A 17,310-nucleotide genomic window follows, 5' to 3' on the forward strand; every position below is an offset into this window, starting at 1 on the left:
GGTTACCTTTATATCTTGGGTCATGGAAGACGAAACAACGCTCACCTTCCGCAACGGACACCAGGTCACGTTCGTCGCCAGCGGCGAGGACGAGCGTGGACCGTACCTGCGGCTGCGGCACACACTGCCGCAGGCCGAACGCCAGGCCGGACCGCACTGGCATCCCGAACTCACCGAATGGTTCACCATTCGCCAGGGCCGCGTGCGGTTAAAGATCGACGGAGTCGAGACCATCGCCGACCCCGGCGACACCGTGACCGCACCGGCCCGCGCCGTGCACGAATTCTGGACCGAAGCGCCGAATACCTTGTTCGACCACGAGATTCGGCCGCCGCTGCGGCACTGGGAGATGTTCCAGCTCTGGCACAAGCTCGACGTCGCGGGCAAGACCACCCGCGCGCGCCTGCCCCGCAATCCGCTCGCGCTGGCATTGCTGTGGGATTACCAGGACGGCTATCTCGGCGGAGTGCCACGGTGGGCACAACACCTCGTCCTCGGCGGCCTGGCTCGCCTGGCCACCCTGCTCGGCTATCGGCGACGGTGGGCGCCCGCACCGCCGGTTCCCCGATGACCCGCCCGATCTCCCCCACCCACACCGAGTGATAGGCCGCTGCCGCTAATGTCGTTGCTATGGCTCAGCCCGACACAGCGTCCGGTGACGCGACACCACTCGGTGTGTGGCCCGGCACCGCCTACCCGCTCGGCGCGACCTACGACGGCGCAGGCACCAATTTCTCCGTGTTCTCAGAAGTTGCCGACGCCGTCGACCTGTGCCTGATCGCCAGGGACGGCACCGAATCCAGGATCGCGCTCGACGAGGTCGACGGCTACGTGTGGCATGCCTACCTGCCCGCGGTCGGGCCGGGCCAGCGCTACGGGTTCCGGGTACACGGCGCCTACGACCCGGAGAGCGGATTGCGTTGTGATTCGAGCAAACTCCTGCTCGATCCGTACGGCAAGGCCTTCGACGGCGCGTTCGACGACGACCCGTCGCTCTACACGCACGGCCTCGATTCGCTCGGCCACACCATGACCTGCGTGGTGATCAATCCGTACTTCGACTGGGGCACCGATCGCGCGCCGAACCGGCCGTATCACGAGACGGTGATCTACGAGGCGCACGTCAAGGGCATGACCGCCACCCACCCCGATATCCCGGAAGAGTTGCGCGGCACCTACTCCGCCATCGCGCACCCGGCGATCATCGAGCATCTGAAAGGCTTGGGCGTCACCGCGATCGAGCTGATGCCGGTGCACCAGTTCTTGCAGGACCGCGTGCTGCTCGACCAAGGGCTGCGAAACTACTGGGGCTACAACAGTTTCGGTTACCTGGCCCCGCACAACGAATACGCCGCGATCAAGCGCGCCGACAGCGCGGTGACCGAGTTCAAGGCGATGGTCCGTGCGCTGCACGCCGAGGGCATCGAGGTGATCCTCGACGTGGTCTACAACCACACCGCCGAAGGCAATCACCACGGACCGACCATCGGTTTCCGCGGCATCGACAACGCCGCCTACTACCGCCTCGTCGACGACGACCCTTCGCGCTACATGGATTACACCGGCACCGGCAACAGCCTGAACGTGCGCCACCCGCACACGCTGCAGCTGATCATGGACTCGCTGCGCTACTGGATCCTGGACATGCACGTCGACGGCTTCCGCTTCGACCTGGCCGCCACGCTGGCGCGCGAACTGCACGACGTCGACCGGCTGTCCACGTTCTTCGATCTGGTGCAACAGGATCCGGTGGTCAGCCAGGTGAAGCTGATCGCCGAACCGTGGGACGTCGGCGAGGGCGGCTACCAGGTCGGCAACTTTCCAGGCCTGTGGACCGAGTGGAACGGCAAATACCGCGACACCGTGCGCGATTACTGGCGCGGCGAGCCAGCGACCCTCGGCGAGTTCGCTTCTCGGCTCACCGGCTCCTCGGACCTGTACGAGGCGACCGGCCGCAGGCCGAGCGCGAGCATCAACTTCGTCACCGCGCACGACGGATTCACGCTGCGGGACCTGGTGTCCTACAACGAGAAACACAACGAGGCCAACGGCGAGGACAACCGGGACGGCGAGAGCTGGAACCGGTCGTGGAACTGCGGCGTCGAAGGCCCGACCGACGACCCGCACATCCTCGCGCTCCGCGCGCGGCAGAGCCGCAACCTGCTGGCCACCCTGGTGCTCAGCCAAGGCGTGCCGATGCTCGCGCACGGCGACGAGATGGGCCGCACCCAGCACGGCAACAACAATGTGTACTGCCAGGACTCCCCGCTGGCCTGGATGGATTGGTCGCTGATGCACACGAATTCGGACCTGCTCGAATTCACCCGCAACGTGATCGCGTTGCGGACCGAGCACCCCATCTTCCGTCGCCGCCGCTTCCTCGACGGCAGGCCGGTGCGCTCCAAGGACCGCGCCCGCGACATCGCCTGGCTCACCCCGGAGGGCGCGGAGATGACCACCGCGGACTGGGACAGCGGATTCGGCAAGTCGCTCACCGTGTTCCTCAACGGCAAGGGCATCCACGAACCCGACCCGCGCGGCGAGCGGGTCACCGACGACTCGTTCCTGTTGTGCTTCAATGCCCATGACGAGGCAATGGACTTCACCTTGCCCGACACCGACTACGGCCTGGAATGGACTGTGGCACTGGACTGCTCGACACCGACCGGCCTGACCGAGGCACACTACCCCGCCGCGGCGACGGTGCCCGTCGAATCCCGTTGCCTGCTCGTCCTCCGTCACGTCGCATGACCCGAACGCCCATGACGCCACCGGAACCCGCCAAGACGCACGTGACCGACCCGCTGTCGATGCGCCGCACGCCGGCCAGGCAGACCACGGTCCGCAGCACCTACCGGCTTCAACTGCGTCCCGACGCGTTGACCTTCGACGACGCCCGCGCGATCGCGGAATACCTGCAGCAGCTGGGCATCTCGCACCTGTATCTGTCGCCGATCCTGACCGCGACACACGGGTCGACGCACGGCTACGACGTCACCGACCCCACCACCGTTTCGGCGGCGCTCGGCGGCCCGCTCGGGCTCAAGGCGCTGGCCGACGAGGTGCGCAGCCGGGGCATGGGTCTGCTGGTCGACCTGGTGCCCAACCACGTCGGTGTCGCCGATCCACGGCAGAACCCGTGGTGGTGGGACGTGCTGCGCAACGGCCGCGAATCCAGCTTCGCGCACTACTTCGACATCGACTGGAGTCCGGCCAACGGCGCGGGCGGGCGCCTGGCGCTGCCGGTGCTGCAGAGCGAGAACGACCCGGCCGCACTCACCGTCGACCGGTCCGGCCCGGAACCGACGCTGGCACTGCACGATCTGCGCTTCCCGATCGCGCCGGGCACCGACGGCGACAACGCGCTGCGCATCCACGACAAGCAGCACTATCGCCTGGTGAGCTGGAAGGCGGGCGTCTGCACCTACCGTCGATTCTTCGCGGTCAGTAGCCTCGCCGCGATCCGGCAGGAGGACCAGGAGGTCTTCGACGCCACCCATCGTGAGCTCGCCGCCTGGTGCGAGCACGACCTCATCGACGGCGTGCGGATCGACCATCCGGACGGATTGTCCTATCCCGCCGCGTATCTGGCGAAGGTGCGCAGGCTGATCGGCCCGCACCGGCTGCTGCTCGTCGAGAAGATCCTGGCCAACCGCGAGCCGCTCGACTCGACCTTGCCGGTCGACGGCACCACCGGCTACGACGCGCTGGCCGACTACGGCAACGTGCTCATCGACCCGGACGGCGAGCAGGCGCTCACCGAGCTGTCGCGCCGCATCGCCGGGCATGGCAGCGACCGCTCCTGGATCGGCGAGACCGAGCACCGGATCAAGCGCGCTGTCGCGGAAAATCTGCTGGCGCCGGAGATGCGGCGGCTGGTCGCGGCGATCAAGCGGGACGCGAACGCGGCGAGCTTCGACACCATGGCGCTGACCAACGCCACCATCGAGGTGCTCGCGTTCATGCCGGTGTATCGGGCCGACTATGCGCCGCTGGCCGGCATGATCGGCGCGGTCATCGCCGAGGTGGAGAAGCGCAACAGCGAGCTCACCGCACCACTCGCGGTGCTGGTCGCCGCGCTCGCCTCCGACGGCGAGGCCGCGGCACGGTTCAGCCAGGTCTGCGGCGCGGTCACCGCGAAGGCGGTGGAGGACACCATGTTCTATCAGGCCGCGCGGCTGGTCTCGCTGCAGGAGGTCGGCGGCAACCCGGCCCGATTCGGCCACTCGCTCAACGAGTTCCACCTATCGAACAGCGAGCGCGCGCAGCGCTGGCCCGCCACCATGACGACGCTGTCCACCCACGACACCAAGCGGGGCGAGGATGTGCGGGCCCGCATCGGCGTGCTCTCGCAGGCCGCCGACACGTGGGCGCGCAACGTGGAGTCATGGACGGAGACCGCGCCGGGACCCGACGCCGCGACCACACTGTTCTTGTTACAGAACATGTTCGGCGTCTGGCCTGCGGACGGCAGGCCCGCCGCCTCGGTGCCAGGCCTGCGCGAGCGGCTGCACAGCTTCGCCGAGAAGGCGATTCGCGAAGCCGACCGCAAATCCTCCTGGGAGGAGCCGGATGCCGACTTCGAGTCCGCGGTGCACGCCTGGATCGACACGGTGATCGACGGCCCGGTCGGCTCCGAACTCGGCGACCTGGTGCACGAGCTGGCGCCGCACGCGTGGTCGGATGCGTTGTCGCAGAAGCTGCTCCAGCTCTGCGGGCCCGGCATTCCGGACATCTATCAGGGCTGCGAGCTGTGGGAAGACACCCTCGTCGATCCCGACAACCGCCGTCCGGTGGATTTCGCGGTCCGCGCTGGCATGCTGCAATCGCTCACCGGCACACCAGCATTGGACACCACCGGTGCGGCGAAGATGTGGATCGTCGCCTACGCCCTGTGGCTGCGCCGGGAACGCCCCGACTGCTTCGTCGGCGGCACCTACCTGCCGCTGTTCGCCACCGGCGAGCAGGCGAGCAGGTTGGTGTCCTATGCCAGGGGCCGGGTCGGCGAGGCCCCCGAGGTGATCGTCGCGGCCACCAGGCACAGCGTCGACCTCGCCGAAACCGGTTGGGCAGACACCACGTTGGATCTGCCGCAGGGCAACTGGACCGACCGGCTCACCGGGCACACCTTCCAGGGGCGGGCCCGGTTAGAAAAGCTCTTTGCCCGCCTGCCCGTCGCCCTGCTGGTGCGCTGAGACCGGGCTGACCTTCTCCAGCAGCTCCTCGGGGAACATCCCGCCGAGCCGCGTGCGCCAGCGGCGCAGGTTGGGCGGGTTGTAGTCCGCGTTCTCGTTGACCAGCGTGGCCAGCCGGATCCCCTGCTCGTGACCGTTGGCCAGCTGCCGCCACGAGTCCAGGTAGAATCGGGTGCTGCGCGGATGGCGCAGGGTGCGAATGACATTCAGGATGCGGTAACCGGGACCGAGCGAGGGATGCGGCCGCATGTGCGACTCGTCCTTGGCGCGGCACTGCTCGGACAGGTGCGCGAGCCGCTCGCGGTCGAAGGCGAGCCCGACGGACTCGGCCTCGCGCACCATCCAGCGCAGGGTGATGTCGGAGAGCCCGCATTCCTTGTAGCCGCCGCCGATATCGCTGTGCACACCCTCGAACCAGACCTGCTTCACCCGCTGGAACCCCCTGCGGTACTTCACATTCGGCTCGATCGGCACCTCCCACAGGCACGGCTCGAAATTGCGCCGCCGCTCGTCGATGGCCAGCGCTTGCCTGGCACAGAACACGCTCGGTGCGAGCTTCACGTCGTGGAACTTGTACCGCAGCGAGGTCAGGCCTGGCACGCCGAGCGCACCGACGGTGTCGAAGACGCCGAGAAAATCGATCTTCGGCGCTTCCCTGTGACAGTTCTTCTTGCGGAAGTCCTTCCACGCCTGCGGAATCGAGCCGTCGGCGGGCGGCACCTCGTGATGGATCCGCAATGCCTCCGGATACTTGCCGTTGATCATGGCCTCGGGCGTCAGCAGCCCGATGCGGTCGATCAGGCCCGCCAGGCTGCGCGCGGTGAACGCGCCGCGGCTGAAGCCGAAGATGTAGATCTCGTCGCCCGGCTCCCAGTTCAGGGCCAGGTGCCAGTAGGCCGACGACAGATTCGCTTCGAGCCCGAGGCCGAAGGCGCCGCCCATCAGGCGGTCGGCGAGGAATCCGCGCGCGCCGGGCCCTGAGATATAGGTGACCCACTGCTGGATCTTCTCCCCCGTGGGACCGGGCGCGTCGAACCGGATCGTCTGCGCGATCTTGATGATGTTCGAAACCGTTGTGCTCGACTCCGCTTTCCAGGTGCCGTCACAACACACGACCAGGCGTTTCATGGACCCAATCCTCCCGCCGGAATCCTGATGAAACCCGCGTACTCGACTACTCGAATCATCGAGCAGCCGCTACGCGACGTTAATGAAAAACGTCTGTTTCAACAAGTTTTCGGCGCGGAAGGCCGGTCCGAACTACCTGTCAGAGCCAGGTGGGATCGCCGAACACGGCGCCGGAGTCATCGACCTCCGGTGACTTCGCGTCGACGTAGGCGTATTGCCGGATCATGACCGGGCCGGTGCAGGAGTTCACCTTGATGTGGAAGTCCCGGACGCTCACCTGGATGAGCTTGCCGGGAATCATCTCCTTCTCCGCGAGCGCGACCTCGCCGACCTCGCCAGGAGAGAGGTTCAAGGTGGCGAGCGGGTTCGGATTGAAGGCGGGATTCTGCGCGATGATGATGTCGGGCGACATACCCATGGTGCCCGCGCCGATGGTCACCGCGCAGCCGACGTGGTACCCCATCCGCAGCTTGCCGCCCGTCGCACCGTTGAGCCGCCCGTAGGCGACCGTGCTCACCAGCGCTTCGCGGGTGGTGCCCATGAAGTTCAGCGGCGGGATCCGGTTGATCGTCTCGTCCCTGCTGCCGACGGTGAATTTCATCGAGGCCTCACCGGGCGCGGTGAAGGTCCGCTCGTGCCCCGGCATGCTTAGGATTTCGGCGTCCACCGACGGCGTGAGGGCAGCAACAGTCGCGCAGGCCACGGCAGTACCGGCCAGTGCCCGCGCAGCACTCTTCACGTTCTTCGACGCCATAGCCGAAACTGTAGTAGCCGATCGCTATGCCAGTGGCGCGCGACACGGCGTTGATCGCGAAGAGATCACGCCCGCGACCGGCAGCTCGGGTCCCGAAGTCCGCAATCGACGACCGACTGATCGCCTATCGAGTCGACGGCTACCGTGTGGACATGCTCCACGGACGCGAAGCCGAACAACAGCGGATCGACCAGCTGCTTGCGGCGGCACGCGACGGACGCAGCGGCGCGCTGGTCGTGCGGGGCGAACCGGGGATCGGGAAGACGGCGCTGCTGGATTATGCCGCTGCGCAAGGGATCCCGACCGTGCGTAGTGCAGGGATCGAGTCGGAGGCGGAGTTGCCGTTCGCGGCGCTGCATCTGTTGGTGCGGCCGGGCATGGCGCTGGTGGACACGTTGCCCGAGCGACAGCGGGCCGCGTTGCGCGGCGCTTTCGGGCTCGGCGCGCAGGATCCGGGCGATCGGATGTTGATCGGCCTCGCAGCGCTGTCACTGCTCGCCGAGGAGTCGGCGGACGGTCCGCTGCTCTGCGTCATCGACGACGCACACTGGCTGGACCGAGCCACCGCGGAGACGTTGTTGTTCGCGGCGCGACGGCTCGACGCCGAGGGCGTGGTGATGATCTTCGCGACCCGCACCGGCGCGGACGACTTTCCCGCGCCAGGCCTGCCCGAATTGACGCTGACGGGCCTGCCGCAGGAGGCGGCGGCCGCGCTGGTGGACAGCCGCGACCCAAACCTGTCCCCCGCGCTGCGGTACCGGCTACTCAGCGAGGCCGGTGGGAATCCGCTGGCGTTGCGAGAACTGCCCGCCGTGCTCGCGGCGGAATCGCCTGGCGCAGGGCCGAATCCGCTGCCGTTGACCCAGCGACTCCAGGTCGCCTTCCACGGACAGGCGAGCAGGCTGCCCGCGCGCACCAGGCTGCTGTTGCTCGTCGCCGCTGCGGCGAGTACCGCCGATCTCGCCGCGGTGCTGCGCGCAGGCGCGGCCCTCGACGCGAACCTGCCCGATCTGCAGCCCGCCGAGGATGCCGGACTCGTGCACAGCGACGGCCTGACGCTCAGCTTTCGTCATCCGCTGCTGCGGTCGGCGATCTATCAGGGCGCGCCACTCACCCAGCGCCTCGCGGTGCACCACGCTCTCGCCGCCGCGCTCACCGCGCCCGAGGACGCGGACCTGCGGGCCTGGCACCTGGCCTCCGCGGCCACCGGCCCTGACGAAAACACCGCTGCCGCACTGGAACACACTGCCGACCGGGCCAGACAGCGCAGCGGCTATCACGCCGCCGTCGCTGCCTACGAACGTGCCGCCGGGCTGAGCACCACCACGGCCGACCGGGCGCGCAGATTGGTGCTCGCCGCCGAGACCGCAGGCGAAACCGGACTGCCCGAGCTCGCGGGACGATTGGCCGACCGGGCTGCGGCGCAAACCACCGACCAGCAGGTGCTCGCCCGCCTCGACCAGGTTCGCGGTATCGCGGAATTCGGTGCGGGCAAACCGCTTTCGGCCCATCGCCTGCTGCTCGGCGCTGCCGCGGCAGTGCGCGAGTCCGATCCGCTGCGGGCCGCGCGCATCCTCGTTCAAGCGCTGCACACCGCCTGGTACCTCGGGTCGGCGGAGCTGGCGGAGGCCAGCGATTTCCTGACCACGCTCGCGCTGCCCGACACCGAACCGATGGCGCCCATCACGCGCTATGTGATCGCCGCGATGGCGGGCACGCGCACCGTCGACCTGCGGACGGCCGCCACCGCGGCCAGAGCCGCGGGCGCGGACAGTCCGCGCGACCTCGTGCAGATGTGCGGGATGGGCCTGGTCGTCGGCCAGGACGACCAGGTCGCCGCGCTGGCGGGCGAGCTCATCGCCGAAGGCCGGGAACAGGGCAGGATCGCGCTGCTGCCGACGCTGCTGTTCTTCCGTGCCGAGGCTGAGACGTTCCTCGGCAGGCCAGGCGAGGGCAGGGTGGCCGCGACCGAGGGCTTGCAGATCGCCACCGATCTCGGGCACGGCCAGTGGATCAGCCAGCTGTCGGCCTATCTCGCCTATCTGGCCGCGTTGGAAGGACGGGCGCAGGACTGCCGGGACCTGGTCGACCGCGCGCTCGCCGAGGAGCTCGGCGGCAGCGCGGCGCCCGGTGCACCGTGGACTCAGCTCGCACTAGGACTGCTGGAACTGGGTCTCGGCAAGATCGAAAATGCGCTCACCCGGCTGGATGTGCTCACTGTTGAACCCGCGCGACATCATGTGGCCGGCCTGCGGGCATTGCCCGAACTGATCGAGGCGGCGGTCCGGCTCGGCGCCCCGGATCGGGCGGGTGACGCGCTCGACCGGCTGGCCGCGTGGTCGGCGAGCGCTGGGCAGGAGTGGATCGCGGCGCTGCTGTCCCGATGCCGCGCGCTGACCGCGACGGACGCCGAAGCCGAACCGCACTATCTCGCGGCGCTGCGACTGAGTGGCAGGCCGTTCGAACAGGCCAGAACCCAACTGCTGTACGGGGAATGGTTGCGCCGAACGCGCCGCAAGGCCGACGCACGGACCTATCTGCAGTCCGCATTAGAGACCTTCGAGCGGCTCAACGCCGAACCGTGGGCCAAGCGTTCTCGCACCGAACTCGGCGCGCTTGGCTTGCGCACGAGTAGCGCGGCCGCGCCCGTGCAGGGTGCGCTGGCGCGGCTCACACCGCAGGAGCTGCACATCGTGCGGCTGGCCGCCCAGGGCATGTCCAATCGCGATATCGCGGCGCAGTTGTTTCTCAGCCCGCGCACGGTCGGCCATCACCTGTACAAGGCGTATCCGAAGTTGGGAGTGGTGTCGCGGGGTGAACTCGCGGAGTTACCGCTCGACGCGACCTAAGGCCGGTGCCGACGTCCCGGTCGGATGCGGGCCTGCTGTCGGTCGACACGACCTAGGGCCTTTGTCGACCTCCCGGTCGGATGCAGGCCCTACTGCCGGTCGGACGCGCGCCGAGTCGCTGCGACGCCGACGAGCCAGCGGCCGACGCCGACCGCGGCGGCGATCAGCACCGCGAGCTGAGGCGAGCCGGTGATCATGGCAAGAATCAGGCAGGTCACCAGCCCGGCGACGAGCGCCTCGAGCTTGTAGACGGGCCACGCGCTGCCCGCGATGTCAACCGTCGCGGAGCGGACCGAAGGGTGAACAACTGCCATCTACTGAGGATAGACGCACAGGGAAGTTCGGTCCACCGAACTTTGTGTTGCCGGGAACACAGCACTCCGCGTCGGCGTTGGCGGGAATATGCCACTGACAGGAGAGTACGCACCGAGCACATCCGGTTGGGCCCGCGAGCAGGCCGAGACGTATGAGAAGTCCGGCGGCACCGAGGGCGCCGACATGAAGGGCAAGCCGATCATCCTGCTCACCACCAAAGGTGCCAAGACGGGCAAGTTGCGCAAGACCCCGCTGATGCGGGTCGAGCACAACGGTGAATATGCGGTGGTCGCCTCGCTGGGCGGCGCGCCCAAGCACCCCGTCTGGTACTACAACATCAAGGCCGAGCCGCACGTCGAGCTGCGCGACGGCGAGGTCAACAAGGACTACACCGCCCGCGAGGTTTTCGGCGAGGAGCGCCAGCTGTGGTGGGACCGGGCCGCCGAGGCCTGGCCCGACTACAACGAGTACGTCAAGAAGACCGACCGCGTGATTCCGGTCTTCGTGCTGACGCCGCGGTAAAAGCGCCCCGCAGTTCCGCCGTGAAACAGCGCGAGCGCTGTCGCGTTCGGACGCACGCGCCGCAGCAATTCGCCAGCGCGACGGCAGGGCAATTCATCCCAGCACTACCACCCGCCGCATCCACCCGATGCGGCGGGTGGCAGCATATTTCGGGTGTCCAATCCGCTTGATGTCATCGACGCACTGTCCGCTTCTCGTCCCGCGCTGAGCGCGGACGAGATCGACGCTGCCACCAAGCGCATTGCCGACATTATCGAGCCGACTCCGCTGCAGCGCAGTGAGCGGCTTTCCCGGCAGACCGGCGCCAACGTTTATCTCAAGCGTGAGGACCTGTCCGCGGTGCGCTCCTACAAGCTGCGCGGCGCATACAACCTGGTGATGCAGCTGACCGCCAGTGAACGCGCCGCCGGTGTCGTCGCGGCCAGCGCCGGGAATCACGCGCAGGGCGTGGCGTTCGCCTGCCATGCGATGGGCATCAAGGGCCGCATCTACGTGCCGACCACCACGCCGAAGCAGAAGTGCGACCGGATCCGAGTGCACGGCGGGGAATTCGTCGAACTGATCGCCGTCGGAGAAACCTACGATGCCGCCGCCGCGGCCGCCGCGGCCGATGTCCAGCGCACCGGCGCGACCATGGTTCCGCCGTTCGACGACGCGCGGACCGCGGCAGGGCAAGGCACCATCGCGCCGGAAATCCTGGAGCAACTCGGCACCTCGCCCGACCTGGTGATCGTTCCGGTCGGCGGCGGTGGCTGCCTCGCCGGCGTCGGCACCTACCTGCGAGATCGGTCCCCAGGCACCTCGCTGCTCGGGGTGGAACCGGCGGGCGCGGCCTCGATGGCCGCGGCGCTGGTCGCGGGCGGTCCGGTGACACTGCCAGAGATCGACCCGTTCGTCGACGGCGCCGCGGTCCGGCGCATCGGCGCGGTGCCGTTCGCCGCGATCGCCGGATTCGGCGGCCGGGTGGTCTCGCACGCTTCGCTGCCGCTGCTGACCACCACCCAATCCCCCAGCGGCGCAGGGTCGTTCCGGATGATGCAGGTCGACGAGGGCGCGATCTGCACAACCATGCTCGACCTGTATCAGAACGAGGGCATCATCGCCGAGCCTGCGGGCGCGTTGGCGGTCACCGCACTCGACGAGATCGCAGTCGAGCCGGGCTCGACCGTGGTGTGCCTCGTTTCCGGCGGCAACAACGATGTCTCCCGCTACGGCGAGATCATCGAACGCTCGCTGGTGCACCGCGGCCTGAAACACTATTTCCTGGTGGACTTTCCGCAGGAGCCCGGCGCGCTGCGCCGCTTCCTCGACGAGGTGCTCGGGCCCGACGACGACATCACCATGTTCGAGTACGTCAAGCGCAACAACCGCGAAACCGGCTCGGCGCTGGTCGGTATCGAGCTCGGCGCCCCGGATGGGTTGGGCCCCTTGCTGGAACGGATGGACGAGTCACCGATCCAGTGCGAACGGCTGGAGCCGGGCTCGCCCGCCTACCGCTATCTGACCTGAGCCGCTGCGCCGATCGACGGCGTACGCGGTCCCTCCGTGGGATGCTGCGCTACCGCATCCAGCCCGACGCGAACCCCGCTGTGCCGATCGGCGACGTACGCGGTCCCTCCGCGCTACCAACTCCGGGCCTGACGCGAACCCCCGCTGTGCCGATCGACGGCGTACGCGATCCCTCCGTGGTGATGCTGCCCTACCGCATCCGGCCTGACGCGAACGCCGCTGTGCCGATCGGCGACGTACGCGATCCCTCCGTCGTGATGCTGCCCTACCGCATCCGGCCCGACGCGAACCCCGCTGTGCCGATCGGCGACGTACGCGGGCCCCTCCGTGGGACGCTGCGCTACCGCCTCCGGGCCTGACGCGAACGCCGCTAGGCCGCCACCTCGCGGGTCTCCTGAACGGGGACGCGCCGGGTGGCGCGCAGGCAGTTCATCAGCATCGGCAACAGCCAGAACGCCGCGGACTGGTCGTAGCTCAGCTGGCCCGCCGAGAGGCGGTTGTGCACGAACCCGACCGAAAGGCCCAGTCGCGGTTCGGCCCAGCCGAAGGACCCGCCGAGGCCGATGTGGCCGAACCCGGCGCGCGCACCCGGCATCGGCAGCGAGTGGTAGCCGAGGCGCCACATCATGGGCGCATAGAACAGCGCGGAATCCAACCGGTACGTCTGAATTCGCCTGATCGCCTTGATGGTTCGCCTGCTGAGGTACTGATGTCCTGCCGCCATACCGTCATTGGCGAGCGCGCCGTACATGGTGGCGAGCGCGGGCGCGGTGCAGACTCCGTTGCCCGCGCCGAGCTCGGTCCGCAGGATCGGCGGTTCCACGCCCGCCAACAGACCTTCCAGTCCGGGCAGGAACAGGCAGCGGGTTGCGGCGCCGAGCGCACCGGGAATCAGGTGGCTTCGGCCCAATACCATTGCGCTGACCGGGTTTCCGAGCGCGGTGAGTTGTGTTCCGGCCAACGGCGCGTAGGTCGTGGGCGCCTGCGCAGGCGGGCTGCCGAGGTGGATGCCGTCGATGCCGAGCGGGTCGGCCACCTCGGTGCGGAACAGCTCCGCCATGCCACGGCCGGTGATCGCGCGGGCCAAGCCCGCCATCAGCCAGCCGTAGGTGAGCGCGTGATAGGCCGGAACGCCGAGCAGGTGATCGGGTTTCGCGGCGGCGAGCCGCTGCTCCATCAGCTCATGGTCGAGCACGTCGTCCATGCCGGTGGCGATCGGCGCCAGCGCGGACAGGCCGGCGCTGTGCGTCATCGCCTGACGCACCGTGATCTTGTCCTTGCCGTTCGCGCCGAATTCGGGCCAGTATTCGGCGATCGGGGCGGCATAGTCGAGCAGGCCGCGGTCGGCGAGCCGGTGGATGACGGTGGCCGTGACACCCTTGGTCGCGGAGAAGATGATCGACCCGGTGTCATGGGTCCACGGGGTGCTGCCGGTGGATCCGGTCCAGATGTCGAGCAGTGGTTCCCCGTGCAGATGCACCGTCAGCGCGCCGCCCGCGCCCTTCCGATGTCCGAAGGTCCTGGCGAAAGCGCGTACCAGTGGGGCGAATTCGGCGGAGGCGTGGCCTGCCATCCCGGCGGGGATCGGCGCTAAGTCCCCGGAAGCGTCGTTGCTCATCTTTCTACGGTAATGGCGAGGGTCACCCCGGGCAATGTATCTGTCTCGGACAGTGGCGCATTGTGATGTCGCCGCAACCGGATTCGACCCTGGATACCTGGATGTCGCTGATGGTGTGCGGAATCCGTTACCCGAATGCGGCACTACCTCACCACACCGGTTATTCGACCGAGAGGATCGCGAACGAGTGCGCGGGAATCGTCGTCGCCTTCGGGCCCAAGGTCGGCGGCTCCCACGACAGCAGCGAAACACCGGTGACCGGCACCGTCACCTGATCCTCGGACAGATTGCACACCAGCAGCAGCGCGCCGCGGCGCAACACGATCCAGCGGGCGTGCTCGTCGTAGTCGACCGACACATGGGTGAGCCAGGGATCGGTGAGCTCCGGCCTGATCCGGCGCAAGGCAATCAGTTTGCGATAGCAGTTCAATAGCTGAGCGTGCCTGGCCGACTCCGGTTCGGCCCAATCCAGTTTCGAGCGAAGGAAAGTCGCGGGATCCTGCGGATCGGGCACCTCGTCGGTGTGCCAACCATGTTCCGCGAACTCGGCTTTGCGACCGCCCGCAGTGGCGGCGGCAACCACCGGATCGGTGTGCGAGGTGAAGAACAAGAACGGGGTGCGCGCGCCCCACTCCTCCCCCATGAACAGCATCGGCGTGTACGGCGAGCACAGCACCAGTGCGGCTTTGATTGCCAGCTGACCGTCGGTGAGATAGGCGCTCGGCCGGTCACCGACGGCGCGGTTGCCGATTTGATCGTGGTTGCAGGTGTAGGCGAGCAGCGCGCTCGCGGGGATCAGGCTCTCGTCGATCGGGCGGCCGTGGATGCGGCCGCGGAAGCTGGAAAACGTTGCGGCGTGAAAGAATCCGTGCTTCAACGTGCTCGCCAAGCAACGCAGCGAACCGAAATCGGCGTAGTAGCCCTGGCGTTCGCCGGACACGGCGGTGTGGATCGCGTGGTGCAGGTCGTCGTTCCACTGCCCGGTCAGCCCGTAACCGCCCGCGGCGCGTGGAGTGATCAAGGTCGGGTCGTTGAGGTCGCTTTCGGCGATCAACGTGAGTGGGCGGCGGACGTGCGGAGCCAGGCGTTCGGTTTCGACGGCGAGCTCGGCGAGCACGTGCGTGGCGGTGCGGTCGACCAAGGCATGCACGGCGTCGAGCCGCAGTGCGTCGATGTGGAAGTCGCGCAGCCAGCGCAGCGCGTTGCCGATGATGTGCTTGCGCACCTCGTCCGAGCCGGGACCATCCAGGTTGAGGCTCTGACCCCAGGTGTTGCGACCGTCGGTGAGATAGGGCGCGAACCGAGGCAGGTAGTTGCCGGAGGGTCCGAGATGGTTGTAGACGACGTCTAGTGCGACCGCGAGGTTGCGTGCGTGGCAGGCGTCGACGAAGCGTTGCAAGCCGTCGGGCCCGCCGTACGGTTCGTGCACCGCATACCAGAGCACGCCGTCATAACCCCAGTTGTGGGTGCCGTCGAACGCGTTCACCGGCATCAGCTCGACCACGGTGATGCCGAGATCGACCAGATGGTCGAGGCGTTCGATGGCGGCATCGAAGGTGCCTGCCGCGGTGAAGGTGCCGACGTGCATCTCATAGAACACCGCACCCGCCAACGGCCGCCCGGTCCAATCACCATCGGTCCACACCGAGGGATCGAGACTGTGCAGCGCCGACCGTTCATGCACCCCGTCGGGTTGTCGCGCCGACCGCGGATCCGGCAACACCGTCGGATCGTCGTCGAGCAAGAACCCGTACCGCGCTCCCGTCGCCGCCGTCACCTCCGCCCGCCACCAACCACCCCGCGCCCGCTCCATCGGATGAACCGCGCCATCCACCTCAACCCGTACGCGCTCCGGCCGCGGCGCCCACACCTCGAACAAGGTCACCAAGCCAGCATTCCACGCCCACCCATTACTCGCCCGCCACCATCCCCCACCCCCGGCAATCCCCCAATCCCACCTCCCCTTGGGTCCACACCTCTTCTGGAGTTGGTCGGTTGATCACGAGGCACTGGTGGCGGCATCGCCCGAGAGGCCCCCGCCACCACGGCCCTCTCAGCATGAAACCACCCCGTTCGATCCCACATACCGGGATCGCTGGCACCCCTGAAGCCGGTGAACGCGGCCAGCCCCGCCCAACGCCGAAATCCGCACCCCCACCGTGGATCCGCACCCCTTCCGGCAGCCAGAACCAGCGCGAATCCACAGAACGAGTGCGGATTGGAGCCCTTTCAGCCGTGAACCCCGAGCTCCCACGTGACTTGACGTAGGAATTTCGCTCTTGCCCCATGTTGCAGCCTGGGTCAAGTGCATGTTCTGTACGTCAAGTGCGCTCGGAGGAGAAACTGAAAGGCGGTAAACCTGGTGGTGGGCCTAAACATTCGACATCTTTGATCTTGAATGCTCTCGAGACGGGAGCACAGCCAAGTGACCCGGCTGGGGCGAGAGATCGCGTGATCGACTGCGGAGGTCAGCCGGGTACGGCAGGCGACGCCACCACGCTAATCCGGTGCAAACCCTTGGCTGCCGTACTCGTCAGGAGACCGTAAAGCCGGGGAATCTCTGCCTTCGCCGAGCCCAAAGCGGCACGGACACAGCCCAACTCGACCCGTGGGGCGCAGCCTCGGACGCGCGCGGGCTCGATGCGCGCGGGCTCGGACGCGCGCGGGCTCGGACGGACGCGGCTTTGGGGTTGGTGCGGGTTTCGCAGGCGTGTTGCGTTTGGGGTGTTGGTTTATCCGCGGGTTGGACGGTTTCCTGGCGAGCGGGACGGTTTCGGGGTTTGCACTGGATAGCGTGGTGGCGTCGTGTGCCGTACCCGGCTGACCTCCGCAGTCGATCACGGGTTCTCTCGTCCCAGGGCGGGTTGCTTGGCTGTGGTCCGGTCCAAAGATTTTCGGGGAAGTGATCTCGAGGAAAGTCGACGGGAGTCCAATGGTGGGCGTCTCGGCGCGTACTGCCACCATAAGACTCCGCTCAACTCGGAGCAGCAACCATTTCTCTCCGCTCAACGGGTCAACAACCACATCTCTCCCGTCAACGAGGCTCGGCAACCACTTCTCTCCCGTCAACGCAGGCAGCGACCACTCAACTCCGTGAACGGCGACCTTGGAATGTTGGCGTGAGAGAAATGGTGCGTGTCGACACGTGCCGCAACCACTTCACTCACGCCAATGGACCCGGCAACCACTTCACTCACGCCGATGAAGGCCAGCCACCGTTGCGCCTACGCCGATGAGGGTCGGCAACCATTCGATTCCCGCCAACAACAGCCGGGCATCAACGCACTGCCCACCAAACGAAGGTCAGCCACCATCTCCTCGCCGATGGTCAAGTCCCGGGGCGTGGTGTAACTGAGTGGTCACCGCATGATCCGAAGTATGGTCAGGCGGTGAGTTCTGCTGGTGCTGGGTCCTCCTGTT

General features: G+C 67.6%; 12 protein-coding genes. 7 read left to right on the top strand and 5 right to left on the bottom strand.

Annotated elements, in window-relative coordinates; translation table 11 throughout:
* Nucleotides 1–22: 22 nt before the first annotated feature.
* From ACGFNJ_RS37900 to treY, 3 genes are read left to right on the top strand one after another with little or no spacing between them, the layout of a single operon-like run.
* Entirely contained in the window at nt 23–571 is a 549-nt protein-coding gene (locus tag ACGFNJ_RS37900; RefSeq protein ID WP_393459950.1) for a cupin domain-containing protein, read from the top strand.
* A 59-nt stretch (nt 572–630) separates the two neighbouring features.
* Complete coding sequence (gene glgX, locus ACGFNJ_RS37905) at nt 631–2,751, top strand: glycogen debranching protein GlgX (protein WP_393459953.1); 2,121 nt, start codon at nt 631–633, stop codon at nt 2,749–2,751.
* A 59-nt stretch (nt 2,752–2,810) separates the two neighbouring features.
* Nucleotides 2,811–5,195: a malto-oligosyltrehalose synthase gene (gene treY, locus ACGFNJ_RS37910; protein ID WP_069164469.1), complete on the top strand. Its 2,385-nt coding sequence runs from the start codon at nt 2,811–2,813 to the stop codon at nt 5,193–5,195.
* On the opposite strand, the gene ACGFNJ_RS37915 is transcribed toward treY, so the two are convergent.
* Together ACGFNJ_RS37915 and ACGFNJ_RS37920 are read right to left on the bottom strand one after the other, a co-directional pair.
* Nucleotides 5,148–6,323 carry a DUF2235 domain-containing protein gene (locus ACGFNJ_RS37915; protein WP_393459956.1) on the bottom strand — a complete coding sequence of 392 codons (1,176 nt, stop codon included), beginning with the start codon at nt 6,321–6,323 and terminating at the stop codon, nt 5,148–5,150. The genes treY and ACGFNJ_RS37915 overlap by 48 nt on opposite strands.
* A 139-nt stretch (nt 6,324–6,462) precedes the next feature.
* Entirely contained in the window at nt 6,463–7,077 is a 615-nt protein-coding gene (locus tag ACGFNJ_RS37920; RefSeq protein WP_393459959.1) for an MspA family porin, read from the bottom strand.
* Nucleotides 7,078–7,229: 152 nt separating this feature from the next.
* Between ACGFNJ_RS37920 and ACGFNJ_RS37925 the strand changes: the two genes are divergently transcribed.
* Nucleotides 7,230–9,926 (top strand): AAA family ATPase, encoded by a 2,697-nt coding sequence (locus tag ACGFNJ_RS37925; protein ID WP_393459962.1) that lies wholly within the window; start codon nt 7,230–7,232, stop codon nt 9,924–9,926.
* An 89-nt stretch (nt 9,927–10,015) separates the two neighbouring features.
* Here ACGFNJ_RS37925 and ACGFNJ_RS37930 read toward each other — a convergent pair whose 3' ends face one another.
* On the bottom strand, nt 10,016–10,240 hold the full coding sequence (locus ACGFNJ_RS37930) for a hypothetical protein (protein ID WP_393459964.1): 225 nt from the start codon (nt 10,238–10,240) through the stop codon (nt 10,016–10,018).
* An 88-nt stretch (nt 10,241–10,328) separates the two neighbouring features.
* On the opposite strand from ACGFNJ_RS37930, the gene ACGFNJ_RS37935 reads away from it, so the two are divergent.
* From ACGFNJ_RS37935 to ACGFNJ_RS37945, 3 genes are all read left to right on the top strand, one after another.
* Nucleotides 10,329–10,763 carry a nitroreductase family deazaflavin-dependent oxidoreductase gene (locus tag ACGFNJ_RS37935; protein WP_393459967.1) on the top strand — a complete coding sequence of 145 codons (435 nt, stop codon included), beginning with the start codon at nt 10,329–10,331 and terminating at the stop codon, nt 10,761–10,763.
* A gap of 153 nt (nt 10,764–10,916) precedes the next feature.
* Nucleotides 10,917–12,272: a threonine ammonia-lyase IlvA gene (gene ilvA / locus ACGFNJ_RS37940; RefSeq protein WP_393459970.1), complete on the top strand. Its 1,356-nt coding sequence runs from the start codon at nt 10,917–10,919 to the stop codon at nt 12,270–12,272.
* Between the two features lie 41 nt (nt 12,273–12,313).
* A complete protein-coding gene (locus ACGFNJ_RS37945; protein WP_393459973.1) occupies nt 12,314–12,631 on the top strand; it encodes a hypothetical protein in 318 nt (105 codons plus the stop codon).
* An 11-nt stretch (nt 12,632–12,642) separates the two neighbouring features.
* On the opposite strand, the gene ACGFNJ_RS37950 is transcribed toward ACGFNJ_RS37945, so the two are convergent.
* Nucleotides 12,643–13,890 (bottom strand): serine hydrolase domain-containing protein, encoded by a 1,248-nt coding sequence (locus tag ACGFNJ_RS37950; RefSeq protein ID WP_393459976.1) that lies wholly within the window; start codon nt 13,888–13,890, stop codon nt 12,643–12,645.
* 160 nt (nt 13,891–14,050) lie between these two features.
* Nucleotides 14,051–15,775 carry a malto-oligosyltrehalose trehalohydrolase gene (gene treZ / locus ACGFNJ_RS37955; RefSeq protein WP_393459979.1) on the bottom strand — a complete coding sequence of 575 codons (1,725 nt, stop codon included), beginning with the start codon at nt 15,773–15,775 and terminating at the stop codon, nt 14,051–14,053.
* Nucleotides 15,776–17,310: the final 1,535 nt, after the last annotated feature.

Origin of the sequence: Nocardia sp. NPDC049149, assembly GCF_043197455.1 — a bacterium.
In the GTDB taxonomy this organism is placed as follows: domain Bacteria; phylum Actinomycetota; class Actinomycetes; order Mycobacteriales; family Mycobacteriaceae; genus Nocardia.